Annotated in this window: 10 protein-coding genes and 3 pseudogenes; 11 read left to right on the forward strand and 2 right to left on the reverse strand. The window is 42.8% G+C overall.

Annotated elements, in window-relative coordinates; all coding sequences use genetic code 11:
* Positions 1 to 67: 67 nt before the first annotated feature.
* The 11 genes and pseudogenes from ACYTXL_RS15240 to ACYTXL_RS15290 form a co-directional block, all read left to right on the forward strand.
* Positions 68 to 231, forward strand: a pseudogene (locus ACYTXL_RS15240) (2Fe-2S iron-sulfur cluster-binding protein); the annotation flags it as partial.
* A gap of 131 nt (positions 232 to 362) precedes the next feature.
* Positions 363 to 506: pseudogene (locus ACYTXL_RS15245) on the forward strand (2Fe-2S iron-sulfur cluster-binding protein); the annotation flags it as partial.
* Between the two features lie 49 nt (positions 507 to 555).
* Entirely contained in the window at positions 556 to 954 is a 399-nt protein-coding gene (locus tag ACYTXL_RS15250) for a hypothetical protein (RefSeq protein WP_461925462.1), read from the forward strand.
* A 98-nt stretch (positions 955 to 1,052) separates the two neighbouring features.
* Positions 1,053 to 3,068 (forward strand): glycine oxidase ThiO, encoded by a 2,016-nt coding sequence (gene thiO / locus ACYTXL_RS15255; RefSeq protein ID WP_461925463.1) that lies wholly within the window; start codon positions 1,053 to 1,055, stop codon positions 3,066 to 3,068.
* A gap of 57 nt (positions 3,069 to 3,125) precedes the next feature.
* Entirely contained in the window at positions 3,126 to 3,257 is a 132-nt protein-coding gene (locus ACYTXL_RS15260) for a hypothetical protein (protein ID WP_461925464.1), read from the forward strand.
* 38 nt (positions 3,258 to 3,295) lie between these two features.
* On the forward strand, positions 3,296 to 3,481 hold the full coding sequence (gene psb34 / locus ACYTXL_RS15265) for a photosystem II assembly protein Psb34 (RefSeq protein WP_461925465.1): 186 nt from the start codon (positions 3,296 to 3,298) through the stop codon (positions 3,479 to 3,481).
* 254 nt (positions 3,482 to 3,735) lie between these two features.
* Positions 3,736 to 5,940, forward strand: a complete 2,205-nt coding sequence (locus ACYTXL_RS15270) for a tetratricopeptide repeat protein (RefSeq protein WP_461925466.1) — start codon at positions 3,736 to 3,738, stop codon at positions 5,938 to 5,940.
* A 236-nt stretch (positions 5,941 to 6,176) separates the two neighbouring features.
* Positions 6,177 to 6,890 carry a conjugal transfer protein TrbI gene (locus ACYTXL_RS15275; RefSeq protein WP_461925467.1) on the forward strand — a complete coding sequence of 238 codons (714 nt, stop codon included), beginning with the start codon at positions 6,177 to 6,179 and terminating at the stop codon, positions 6,888 to 6,890.
* 1,648 nt (positions 6,891 to 8,538) lie between these two features.
* Positions 8,539 to 9,183 (forward strand): annotated as a pseudogene (locus ACYTXL_RS15280) (S-layer homology domain-containing protein); the annotation flags it as partial.
* Between the two features lie 134 nt (positions 9,184 to 9,317).
* A complete protein-coding gene (locus tag ACYTXL_RS15285; RefSeq protein ID WP_461922594.1) occupies positions 9,318 to 10,370 on the forward strand; it encodes a M28 family peptidase in 1,053 nt (350 codons plus the stop codon).
* A 499-nt stretch (positions 10,371 to 10,869) separates the two neighbouring features.
* Positions 10,870 to 11,694 carry a class I SAM-dependent methyltransferase gene (locus ACYTXL_RS15290; protein ID WP_461925468.1) on the forward strand — a complete coding sequence of 275 codons (825 nt, stop codon included), beginning with the start codon at positions 10,870 to 10,872 and terminating at the stop codon, positions 11,692 to 11,694.
* Positions 11,695 to 11,792: 98 nt separating this feature from the next.
* Here the strand turns inward: ACYTXL_RS15290 and ACYTXL_RS15295 are convergent, their stop codons facing one another.
* Both ACYTXL_RS15295 and ACYTXL_RS15300 read right to left on the reverse strand, forming a co-directional pair.
* On the reverse strand, positions 11,793 to 12,245 hold the full coding sequence (locus ACYTXL_RS15295) for a hypothetical protein (RefSeq protein ID WP_461925469.1): 453 nt from the start codon (positions 12,243 to 12,245) through the stop codon (positions 11,793 to 11,795).
* A 381-nt stretch (positions 12,246 to 12,626) separates the two neighbouring features.
* Positions 12,627 to 12,917 carry a hypothetical protein gene (locus ACYTXL_RS15300; protein WP_461925470.1) on the reverse strand — a complete coding sequence of 97 codons (291 nt, stop codon included), beginning with the start codon at positions 12,915 to 12,917 and terminating at the stop codon, positions 12,627 to 12,629.
* Positions 12,918 to 12,919: the final 2 nt, after the last annotated feature.

Here is a 12,919-nt window from a genome sequence, read left to right on the forward strand (position 1 = left end):
GACAGGCTATACAACTTTCGAGGCAATGTGTCAATATACAATAAAATGCCAGTTTGGCGATTTAAAAATGCCTAAGATACTAGCTCAAGGTAAAACAATTGAGTGCAGACAGGGAAGGAATCTCGGAAAAGTTTTGCGGCAAAATCGTATTCACCTCTACAATGACGGTGCTAAGGTAATAAACTGTCGCGGCATTAGCAGTTGCGGTATCTGTACGGTTAAGGTAGAGAAACTAGGACACTAGATATTAAACACGGATGGCTAAACCGTGTCTGGGCGCGGAGGGTTCTGGAGCCGACTCCACCCGATGAAACGTCAAATAAAGGAAGGATGTCTAAGGATGTCAAGAGTTTATCTAGCAGGGCAAAGTATTAGCAGCGAATTGGCGTGACCGAGCACGGCGTTCGCTTCCTCCCCATTCTCCTACAACAGACCGACGTTTAGCCTGTCAAACTCCGGTTTTAGGCGATGTGAAAGTGACAAAGTTTGATGGATTTTGGGGATAAGGTTCTTGAATAGTGTGGACACCAAAAGGTTAAAAAGGAGTAAGACAAGATGGGTAGATGGACACCCTTAATTTTAATGGCTGGAGGTTTGGCGATTCTGCTTGGTACATTACTAGGCATCAACTTTCCAATGGGCGTACAAACTGCTAACGGTCCCGGTGACAAAAAATCAGAAGTACTGCCAGCTAATATCAATGTTAATAGCAGTGCTGGCAGCAAAAATGATGAAACTGCAACTGAAGGAAATGAAACAACTCAAACAAACCAAACCAGACGCAGTATTGTAGCCCCAAGACTTGACAAGAAGAGTAGCGTTGCCCAGAATCCTACCGATGACTCAACATCACCTGCTGACAGTACAACAGACAGCAATACAGATACTTCAGGAACAAAAACGCAATCCAGTGAGCAAAATCAAGGCAACGAACCAATTCGCGCCTTGTGGTAACGATCGCTCCGTCCTTAGTTACGAGTTATAAGTTATAAGTTATGAATTATGAGTTATTAGTTATGTACTAATGACTAATGACCAATGACTAATGACTAATGACTAACGAGACTGTAATTATTGGTGGCGGTGTTATTGGTTTAGCGATCGCCATTGAACTAAAACTGCGCGGGACACACGTCACCGTGCTTTGTCGTCACTTCCAGGGTGCCGCTACCCACGCCGCCGCCGGGATGTTAGCACCAGATGCGGAAAACATCCCAAATCTGGCAATGCGTTCATTGTGTTGGCGATCGCGGGCTTTATATCCCGACTGGACACGCAAATTAGAAGACCTGACTGGCTTAAATACTGGCTACCGACCTTGCGGTATCCTCGCACCTGTCTTTGATGAGGGAGCAGGGGGAGATCAGGGAGCAGGGGAAGAGAAATTAGTTTTTTCATCCCCCTCATCCCCGGCTTACTGGTTCAACAAAGAGGCAATTCATCAATATCAGCCAGGATTGGGAGCAGAGGTAGTTGGTGGCTGGTGGTATCCTGAAGACGCACAAGTTGATAATAAGGCTCTAGCTCACGTATTGTGGACGGCGGCTGAGTCTGTTGGTGTTGAACTCAAAGACGGCATTATAGTAGAAGCATTTTTACAGCAGCAAGGACAAGTGGTTGGCGTGCAAACCAATGCTGGAATAATTCGCGCCGCGCACTATGTTTTAGCTTCAGGTGCTTGGTCAAATGAATTATTACCATTACCCGTCCGCCCCAGAAAAGGACAAATGCTGAGTGTGCGGATACCAGAATTTGCGCCAGAATTGCCCTTAAAGCGGGTTTTGTTTGGGCAGAATATTTATATCGTACCAAGACGCGATCGCCTGATTATTGGGGCAACAAGCGAAGACGTTGGCTTCATCCCCGACAACACCCCAGAAGGCATTCAAACATTATTACAAGCTGCCATCCGGCTATATCCCCAATTAAAGCATTATCCCATCCAGGAATTTTGGTGGGGATTTCGCCCAGCCACTCCCGATGAATTACCCATCCTTGGCACTAGCCACTGTCAAAATTTAACCCTTGCTACTGGTCATTACCGCAACGGGATTCTCCTTGCACCCGTAACAGCCACATTAATTGCCGATTTCATCTTAGAACAAAAGTCTGACCCCCTACTTGCTGATTTTCACTATTCGCGTTTCCAGTCCCAGCCATCTACCTCCACCCCAATGCTGACTCACTCTGCCAATTTCTCCAACGGGCATCACCCTGCCATATCGCCCCATGATTCTCCAGTACAGACGCGATTAATCGCGTCTCTCTCCATTCAAGACTCCCCACTAATAATCGCTGGCAAAACCTTCCAATCCCGCTTGATGACAGGAACCGGCAAGTATCGCAGCATCGAGGAAATGCAACAAAGTATTACCGCCAGTGATTGCCAAATTGTCACCGTAGCAGTACGACGGGTACAAACCAAAGCCCCCGGACATGAAGGTTTAGCCGAAGCCTTGGATTGGACGAAAATTTGGATGTTACCCAATACCGCAGGTTGTCAAACTGCTGAAGAGGCAATTCGGGTGGCGCGTTTGGGGCGAGAAATGGCGAAATTGTTAGGGCAGGAAGATAATAACTTTGTCAAGTTAGAAGTAATACCTGACATTAAGTATTTACTCCCAGACCCGATTGGGACGCTGCAAGCAGCAGAACAACTAGTTAAAGAGGGTTTTGCAGTATTGCCCTATATCAACGCTGACCCTATGTTAGCCAAGCGCTTAGAAGATGTCGGTTGTGCGACAGTAATGCCTTTGGCATCGCCGATTGGATCTGGACAAGGGCTGAAAACAACTGCTAACATCCAAATTATTATCGAAAATGCAGGTGTGCCAGTGGTGGTAGATGCCGGTATTGGTTCACCTTCGGAAGCTGCCCAGGCAATGGAATTGGGAGCAGATGCCTTGTTAATTAATAGTGCGATCGCTCTTTCTCCAAATCCAGCAGCAATGGCTCGTGCTATGAATTTAGCAACAGTCGCCGGCCGTCTAGCATACCTTGCTGGCAGGATGCCCATCAAAGATTATGCTAGTCCTAGTTCTCCTCTGACTGGGACGATTACTAGTTAGGGAATGGGGAATGGGGCATGGGGACAAGGTAGACAAGGGAGACAAGGGGAATAATCAATGCTCAATACTTCTCTTCTTAGGCTGCGCCAACGACGCCGCTCAGTACAAGTCAGTACAAGTGCCCAATGCCCAATCCTCAAATGTAACGATTTATCTAGCGGTTTGAGAGCCGATCTAGTACTTATGTAACATTAAATCAAGGATAATTAAGATAAAGGAATTAATTCATGCCCTATACAAACGAAGAAGGCGGCCTTCTGAATAATTTTGCCCGTGAACCAAAAGTTTATCAAGCAGAACCTCCCACGGAAGGGCAAAAGCGAACTTATATCTTAGTAGGAATCGTCAGTACAGCTTTGGTTGGTGGCTTGATTCTAGTCGCCTTCTTTGTTTCTCAGATCAGTCGAGCCTAAAACAATTTAATAAAATTTAATCTTTATAGTTTTTCAGGTTCCGATTTTAAAAGGGGCCTGCTTTTTTATTTTTTGTTAAAATTGACTTAGTAATTAAAGTATAATTACATACTTTATTATTCTTCTTGACCTGAAGGCTCAATTTATCCTGAGCTGCATAACATCCAGCTTAAAAATCATTTTAATTATGAGTTTAACCCACTTGGATGCGCCCAGAAAGGTCATACATACTGTGTTTTGGCTCTTTAGCCACCATGAGCGTGAATGAGACTGCACACAATGATAATTTTGCTTGGAATCGGCAGGTATACCACCGTCTGAAACTTGCCCTAAGTCTTGGCTTACGACGACAACTTTTTTTAGCGGTATGTGATGATTTACACCTGAGAAATCAAGTAGCAGCCCGTTTGCATTCTACATTGGCTTATCCTGTTGGACAGGTGCTATATCAGTCATCAAATGCTCAGGAAAATAGCACTCCAGCTTATCCGCGATTAGTGACGTTGCGTTTGCATCTAAACGATCCCAATCCCATCGTTCAGATAAATCAATGGTTGGCTAATTATCCACCGCCAATTGTTGGGGCATCAAAAGATATCCCAGGAAGACCTTTTCCCATTCCAGCATTTCAGATTGTCGGCGTTGAGCAGCTAACCAAGCAACCAGTGGCAATACAACGGCTATTTTTGCACTATCTCCGCTTAAGCGAGCAATATTTCTCTCCACAAGAATCCAGCCGATTTCTAGAATCTAACTTGCTGTTGTGGATACCGCGTCCTTGGTTATCTGCTATCAAGCAATCAGCACCACAGTTTTGGCGTTGTCGGACTGGCGTATTTGTATTTGCTGGAGAACCCACACCAGCGACTCAGAATTCTGGCTATCGAGAACGTTTTTCTCGTTCCAGAAGCTTGGATTTAGAGAATGTTGAGCAGTCGATTCTAGATGAATCAGTTAATCAAGCAGAACTCAGAACCGCAGCCAACGAGTTAAATTTTCAGAATAATTCTGATTTTCCGGCAGAAACACAAGTACACAAAACCCAAGAAGCTTGGCCGTCAACAGGGGATTTATTGAAGACTGTACCACAACAGCAGCAATCTACTAATAGGTCTGGTAGTGGGAATAATAATCAATCGCTAGCTTCTTTATCTCATATTAGTAGCGAGTTAACGGAACTCATAATCGCAACAATTAACACAAATATTGCTCAAGGTACTGAGGATTACTTACAACCGCAGCAAATTTTGCTGGAGATTGAAGAATTGCATTCACAGCAAGTTTCAGGGGAGATTTTGGCAGAAGCTTATCATCGCTTGGGCACCTTATACCGCCTTCGCATTGAGCAAGGAGAGTCAACCCTAGAAAACCTGATGGTGGCAATTATTGCCTATCAGGAGGCAATTAGCTATGACGAAACCTCACCGCAACTCCCAGATATCTTGAATGATTTGGGTACACTCTACTGGATGCTATACCGCACACCACCCAATTCTGAGGAGGGACTAACTTATATAGAGCAGGCTATAGAATTTTATCAGTTGGCGTTAAAGATGATTTCACCTCAGATACATTCGGAAACTTACGCTCGTGTGCAAAATAATTTGGGGACGGCTTATGGTGATTTAGCTCGTTTTTCTCAGCCATCTGAAAATTGGCAGCAAGCAATTTTAGCTTACAGTGAAGCACTTAGCTACCGTACAGCCGATATGGACTCATTAAAGTATGCGGCTTGCCAGAATAATTTGGGTACTGCTTACTGGCATTTAGGGCAATATAATCAACCGATTGTGCATTTCCAGAAAGCGATCGCAGCTTACAATGAAGCGCTTGTACACTACAACCCCGAAGAGGAACCGCTTAAGTATGGCATGATTCAAAATAACATCGGCACTGCCTGTTGGAATCTGGCACAATACGAACAACCTGCCCAAAATCTCCAGCTAGCTATAGATGTCTACAGCGAAGCTCTTAAATATCGCACTCCAGCTAATGTTCCCAGCGCCTGCGCCGCTACACAAAATAATCTGGGTACTGCTTACTGGCATTTAGCAAACCTATCTCAGACAACTAAAGAGGCACGGCAAAAGTATCTGCAACTATGTATCAGCGCTTACGAAGAAGCTATAGCTTTAGCTCACTCACTTAGTGGGACTTCTTTAAGTTTTGATTTGCTTGCCTCTTATAATAACCTGGGACTGGCACACTATCAGCTAGTAATAGATAAGTCTTTTAATGGCGACAGAGCAACACGTTCTCAACACTTAGAAGTAGCATTAGATAACCATTTGCAAGCCTTAAACGGATTAAGTAAACAACCAGAGGCTTATCAAACAACCTTCAATTATGTGGTGAAAACTATTCGGGCTTTTCATAATGAATTAGGGATACAAGGGCAAAATCTGGCTTTATCTAAAGTTCCTAGTCAGTTGTTGCCAGAGATTTTGTCAAAGTTATAAAGCATAATTTAAAAACACTTGTTCTGTCACCTATGCGGAAAACTTCTTTATTCTTCCCGCTTCTTGGAAACTTGATATCAACTTGACAATTAATCCGGGAAGCAAGTGCTAAAATTTAGCCGTACTAAGCACATTCACCTTCGGAATACGCCTATAGATAGGTTCAAAAACAATTAGAAACAATGCCAGTGAATCCTCGTCATTACAGACATCAGATACATAAAGGTTAACCTATTATGACTCGCCTACATCAATGGAAATCTCGAACTGTTGCACTTATGGCAATGGCCGTTACTACAAGCGTCATTAGCCCCCTATTCAGCTTGACTCCTGCTAATGCTCAATATAGAATTGAGCAAGACAGAATTGGGCAATACGGAAACGTGACCATTCCTTCCGGGGTTGCTTTTCCTGTCACCTACGAAAAAGAGACAATTACTATTGCTCCTGGAGAAACTAAATCTCTAACCTTGAAAATAGCCAATGACATTATCGACAGGAATAGAAATGTCTTGATTCCTGCGGGTACTAAAGTAATTGGACGGCTAGAATCTGTTGACTTAAATAGTTATTCAAGAGATACAGATGATAATAAAGGAAAAGGTGTGCGGTTTGTAGCTCAAGAATTAGAATTTTCCAATGGTCAACGTCAGTCGATTAATGCAACTTCTCGGACATATAGCAGAACTGAAAAAGTTACACAGGGTCCCAGCACGAATCAGGTTTTAACTGACGCAGCTATTGGTGGGGGTGCTGGTCTTTTAGGTTCACTAATTACTGGCAACCACAGAATTGACGATTTAAAACCTGTTATTGGTGCGGGTGCGGGTGCGGGTGCGAGTCTCCTGTTGCGGAAAAAACAAGTAAATGCCTTTGTCCTCAGACCTGGACAGGATTTGAAGCTGACACTGAATTCTAACTTGAATTTAGTACCACCATCCCGCTACTAGATTTAACTCCATTCAAGTCGTGACTTTAATCACCCATGATCGGCGATCGCCACTTTAACTAGAGTGTGCGATCGCCTTCATTTTTAACCCGAAAAAATTCTATTTTCCAGCAACTATTCTATCTCTGTATCGTCTAATCGGTATCTATATTTATTGGAATACTTATTTTCCATTATGGGGAGCTAGGAAAGTCGGCTCTATCGTATTCTGTATCCAAAAGAATATTCAAAATTCCTGAATATTCTGATATTTTTATTGAAGAGTGCCGATAAAGGAGTATTTTATTGTGTTAATTCAAGGTTTGAGTTTAAGCGCATATCTGGCAATTCCCGTGGCGTTAAGTCTTTTGGCTGGCGGAGAAAGGATAAAAGTATCTTTAGTTAAAAACCTCCATCAGTTATCCACTAACAAGGAAATGACCCTATCCAGCCGCGAGCTAATCAGCGCTGCCGCGACTCGGAAAACATACTATGTTAGTGGTACTGGAAACGACCAAAATAGTGGACTTTCTTCCTCATCTGCCTTTAGGACAATTCAAAAGGCAGCAGATTTGACTAACCCCGGCGATACAGTATTGATTATGAACGGAGTTTACACAAATTTACCCCAAGCTGGGACTGTAGTAAATATTAAACGTTCTGGAACTGCAAAAGCATGGATTAAGTATAAAGCATATCCTGGGCATTTCCCAAAAATTCAGCACAATACATGGAACGGTATCGCGGTTTCAAATGGAGCTTCATATATTGAGATAAATGGGCTGGAGGTGATTGGGAACAATGCCAATATAACCCTTGATTATGCGATGAGTCAGAAGACTAACAAAACAAACCCACTGACAAACGGAAGCTGCATAAATATTGACGGACGAACCAATGGTCATGTTCATCACATCCGTATTCTGAACAACAAAGCGCATGACTGTGGAGCAGGAGGTATCGGAGCAGTGGAGGCTGATTATGTGACAATAGATAATAACGTGGTGTTCAATAATGCCTGGTACAGTATTTATGGTTGCAGTGGTATTGGATTGTTGAACAATTGGAATTTTGACAACAACCAGGGATATAAGATGCTCATTACCAACAACAAGAGCTACAACAATCGGATGTACATCCCTTGGATTGCAGTCGGAAGGATCACAGACGGGAACGGCATTATTATCGATAGTTCAAGCAATTTTAATAAACCCCAATTGGGTGAATATAAAGGGCGTACTTTAGTTAAAAACAATCTGACATTTAATAATGGTGGTTCAGGGATTCATGCCTTTTATAGCGACCATGTTGATATTGTAAATAACACAGCTGTTTTAAATAATCAGAGTCCCGAAATTACAGGTGGGCAAATATATGCTCATACATCATCTGATGTCCAAATTCTAAATAACATTCTCTATGCTTTTCCTGGCAAAGATATCAATACTAACACTAAAAATCAAAATGTTATTTATGATTATAATATCTACATGAATAGTTCTAAGATAAGTGTTAAGGGTCCTCACGATATTGTTGCAGACTCAGAGTTTTTAAGTAAGCATCCCACTCTCAAAAAAATATCTGACGATTGGAAATCGCGGCTAGATAAACAAGATCCGCCAACGCGGACTTATGTAGAGTCTAAGTCAGGAGGTTTTGCTTGTGGACCAGTGAGTTATCGTTTGCAAGAGAAACTGATCAACGTGGGATGCTCCCTGCAATCTTTGGCTCAAGTTGCTTTTTCTGATGTTTCGTCTAACTATTGGGCGGCACAATTTATTCAACAATTGTCCCAGCAAGGTGTAATTGCTGGATTTCCTGATGGTAGCTTCCGCCCTGAAGAACCGGTAACACGCGCTCAATTTGCCGCTATGGTCAACAAAGCTTTTCCAAAAGCACAGCAACGGCAGCCAATCAATTTTACTGATGTGCCCAGCAAGTATTGGGCATCCAGTGCGATTAAGCAAGCTTATACCATTGGTTTCTTATCAGGTTATCCTAGAAATCGCTTTGAGCCTAACCAAGTTATTCCCCGCGAACAGGTTTTGGTTTCTCTCGCTAACGGTCTGAAATATACTCCTGGCGGCAATACCGAAAGCACTCTCCAATATTTCAACGATGCCTCTAACATCGCTAGCTATGCCCGTAGCCCGATCGCCGCAGCAACTCAGAAGCAAATTGTGGTCAACTATCCGAATGTGAAGTTGCTGAACCCAACCGCAACTGCTACACGGGCGCAGGTAGCAGCTTTTATCTACCAGGCGTTGGTTAGTTCTAATCAAGCCTCAGCAATTAACTCGCCCTACGTTGTGTCAAACGTCAGCAATTAACTCGCATTAAGGACTGAGAAATAAAAAAATACTCAACTACTTATTGTGGGGTGGGCGACACGAAGTCCCTTAGCCAGAGGCGGGCTTTTCGGCCCACCCTAGAAGATTGGATAATTTGGATGAAAAAATGGATTTGGCTGATGCTGTTGGTACTGATGGCAATTGCCGTGGTGGGTAGCAGAGGTAGCACGTTTTTTCAACAGCGTTCGTTACCAGCAATTGTTGAGAGTATACCAGTGAAAACACGGCAACCACAGGCAGAGTTAAAGAAAGTTGACAGTGCGCCGCAAGTCTCTGCTGACAAGCTGTTAAACCATATTCAAAAGTTGAATTTTCAGCGCTACACAACAAAAGAGCGATCGCTTACTCGTACTTACATCACAACTGAACTGAGAAAATTAGGCTGGAAGCCCAAATTGGAAAAGTTCTCTGAAGGTGTAAATATTTTTGCCGAACGCCCAGGAACTAATAAAGCCGCTAAAGCAATTCTCGTAGGAGCGCATTATGATACTGTTGCCTTATCCTTTGGTGCTGATGATAACGCCAGTGGTATAGCTGTGGTGCTGGAAGTCGCGCGGTTACTCGGTTCTCGTCCCACACCACGGACGTTACAGCTAGCTTTTTTTGACAAAGAGGAAGCAGGACTTTTGGGTAGTCGGGCTTTCGTTAGCAAGACAGCACGCTTGCAAAACTTGGGCGGAGCGATCGTTATGGATATGGTGGGTTATGCTTGTTACACTTCTGGGTGTCAAAAATACCCTGCGGGGTTGCCTGTTACCCCACCTAGCGACAAGGGCGACTTTTTGGCAGTAGTCGGTGATACAGAACATTTGCCTTTACTGAATGCCTTTCAAAACTCACAGATGCTCGCCTCAACTGCCCTGAATAAACAGGAATCAATGCCAGCAGTCCTAACAGTACCAATTCCTTTTAAAGGTTTACTTACACCAGACACCCTACGCAGTGATCATGCGCCATTTTGGTATCAGGGCGTGGGTGCTGTGCTGGTGACAGATACCGCAAATTTACGTACTCCCCACTATCATAAACCTAGCGATGTTCCAACGACTATCGAGCGATCGTTTTTCACAGGAGCAGCACAGATTATAATAAATACTACTACTGCCTTGTTAGAGAAAAACGAGGTTTTGGAAACTCAACTACGAAGCTGATGCTTAAACGCTTCATTAATAAGATATAGAGATTTAATGATATTGCAAGTAGCGAAAGCTTACAAGTTTCTCGTTTTATCGTAAATAAAAGGGTTTAAGACCCCTACGTATACACGTAGCGCGGAGTCGGAGCCACTCCGCCTCCGATCAGTTTCAGTCGGGGTTTAAATCCCCGTCTGAAAATGTCTTTAATTACGAATTACGTTAGCGAAGCGTTAGCGAGTCATCGAGCGTCATTACGAATTACGAATTATTTAACATCCCATTAGAATTGAATACAACTTGATTTGGGATGATTTTGCATGATACTCTAGATTTGGATTATAAACTACGGTTTACCGATACGTTTATAGTAGTTCTAATAATATACTGCATTTTTCATTTGAATTTAGCCATAGTTGGCACAAGTAATTCTAAATTTTTGAGAATTATAATTACGTAGCTTGCTTTTGGGTAGCTGTACTACTACGAATCACTTTTCCATACATTAAGAACCGATATGACTAGCACAATTTCTTTTGACCGAGTGTCTGATATTTACGATGCGACAAGGGGATTTCCACCAGGGGTTTCTGAGCAAGTGACGGACTTTATCCTCAATCTAGTTTCACCAACAGCAGAGACTAAATTCTATGAAACGGGTATCGGCACTGGTAGAATTGCTGTTCCAATTGCTAGAAGAGGTTATTCATACACTGGTGTAGATGTTTCAGAAAAGATGTTGGCTGAACTGCACCAAAAATTAGAGGGTGTGTCCCACCGATTAACAGCAATCAAAGGAGATGCTACTGCTTTACCGTTTGATGATAATTCCTTCGATGTGGTTCTAACGGTTCATGTGTTTCACTTGATTTCTGCTTGGAAGCAAGCTTTAGCAGAAATCCGTCGCGTTCTCAAACCTGGTGGTATTTTGCTCTACACTCACGGTCAGGCTACCTCTGTTAGCGGTGATGAGGATGTCAATTCACAGAGACGGGAATTTACTGAGCGTTGGAGAGCTATATTAGATGGCTACAATCATCCTTTACCGTGCTACGGTGCGACTGAAGAAGAGGTGTTAACAGAGTTGCAAGCACAAGGTGCTACTTTGTCCACCGAAATCGCTGCTCAATGGCGAGTTGAAGATACTGTGGGTAAATTGCTAGAAAACCAAGAAAACAAAATCCAAAGTGCAGCTTGGAGTATTCCTGATCAGATATTTGCTCGTGCCATTCAAGACTTGCGGGAGTGGGCTTTGCAACGCTACGGTTCACTGGATTACATTTTGCCCCAAGAACGTCAGTTCAAAATTGTTGTGGTACGCGATTGGGCTTATGGGTCATAAATACCCCAGACATTGATAGTAACTGTCCCCCAAAAAACAAGCGAAATTGATACTTATTTACCTATGGAATGCTACACAAACTAGGCATGGGGCTATAATTACAAATTATGTTCACTAGCTTTTGATTCAGGGAAAGTCAACGTCCAATTATTTTTCTCATTGACCTGAAAGTACAAACCTTGGAGAATGAGCCGCAGAGTTTTTCGAGTTCTAATAGGCTTCTTTACCAGATAAGTTCCTGGTTCAGCAAAGATATCATCAAAGTTTTGTTTATAACCAAATTGTTTTGAACAATAACTACCAGCACCTTGAACTGTTAACACAAAAAATGGAGCTTGTTTGTATTCATCAGGAATCATAAAAATTCCATATACATGGTGACGACCACGCCACGGCTGAACAATAACCTTAGTAGCATGTACTTGGAATTTTGGAGTTTTTGATGCGAGAAAAGTCTCGAAATTGCAATCAGAATCATTCACAGGCCACCACAGTGTAATAATACTCAGGGAGAGCAGCAAAATTAAAATATAGCGGAGTCTGCGACGCATAAAGCCAAAAAAAATTGTTGAAGCGGCTGGTAGAATTTGATGAGTAATGATAATGCAGCTACAGCAGTAAGACTATCGCTCTGCAATACGTTCTAAAGGCCAAAGACAAAACATTAAGCAGTCGGTTAAACTTCCCTGTCAAAAAAAATTGTAGTCAAGATATCAGCCCAGAAAAATTGCAGATTGTAGATGTGTAGTTTACCGCCGCAGGCATCGCTTACCCGGTTTTAAAGCTTCGTTACAGTCTTAAACCTAGCTGAGAAACAATTAGGCTTTTGTGGCTATTAACACTGATTTATGCTCAAATTTTTAGCTGTGATGAATTCTACAATTCCTTGCTTTTGATGATCTTTGTTCACATCAGCAGATATTTTGAACAGATCAGGGCACCACGGAAAGCGAGTCTTCTCCCAAGGGGAGACGATGCCGCGCAACGAGCGTCACAGCCCGTACTTCTTTACGAGACGCTGCGCGTAGCTTGCTTCCACGAAGTGGTACGGCAAGCTCAGTAAACATCGTAGACATCGCCATCAAGTTCAAGAAAAAATCTGCTTTGATTTCTAGGCAATTAATCAGTAGTAAAACACACAAATATCCGTTATATTTACGTAAGTAACACTTGGTATAAATATTTATGGGAAGAAGTTGGGGAAATCTTAAGACAGTTTTCATCT

It is taken from the genome of Nostoc sp. (assembly GCF_054880495.1).

Excerpts from the sequence above, each read along its gene's own strand:
- psb34 (WP_461925465.1), top strand. The coding sequence starts at position 3,296 with ATGCCCTATACAAACGAAGAAGGCGGCCTTCTGAATAATTTTGCCCGT.
- ACYTXL_RS15295 (WP_461925469.1), bottom strand. The coding sequence starts at position 12,245 with ATGCGTCGCAGACTCCGCTATATTTTAATTTTGCTGCTCTCCCTGAGT.
- ACYTXL_RS15290 (WP_461925468.1), top strand. The coding sequence starts at position 10,870 with ATGACTAGCACAATTTCTTTTGACCGAGTGTCTGATATTTACGATGCG.
- ACYTXL_RS15260 (WP_461925464.1), top strand. The coding sequence starts at position 3,126 with ATGCTCAATACTTCTCTTCTTAGGCTGCGCCAACGACGCCGCTCAGTA.
- ACYTXL_RS15285 (WP_461922594.1), top strand. The coding sequence starts at position 9,318 with ATGAAAAAATGGATTTGGCTGATGCTGTTGGTACTGATGGCAATTGCC.
- thiO (WP_461925463.1), top strand. The coding sequence starts at position 1,053 with ATGACTAACGAGACTGTAATTATTGGTGGCGGTGTTATTGGTTTAGCG.
- ACYTXL_RS15270 (WP_461925466.1), top strand. The coding sequence starts at position 3,736 with ATGAGCGTGAATGAGACTGCACACAATGATAATTTTGCTTGGAATCGG.
- ACYTXL_RS15300 (WP_461925470.1), bottom strand. The coding sequence starts at position 12,917 with ATGAAAACTGTCTTAAGATTTCCCCAACTTCTTCCCATAAATATTTAT.
- ACYTXL_RS15250 (WP_461925462.1), top strand. The coding sequence starts at position 556 with ATGGGTAGATGGACACCCTTAATTTTAATGGCTGGAGGTTTGGCGATT.
- ACYTXL_RS15275 (WP_461925467.1), top strand. The coding sequence starts at position 6,177 with ATGACTCGCCTACATCAATGGAAATCTCGAACTGTTGCACTTATGGCA.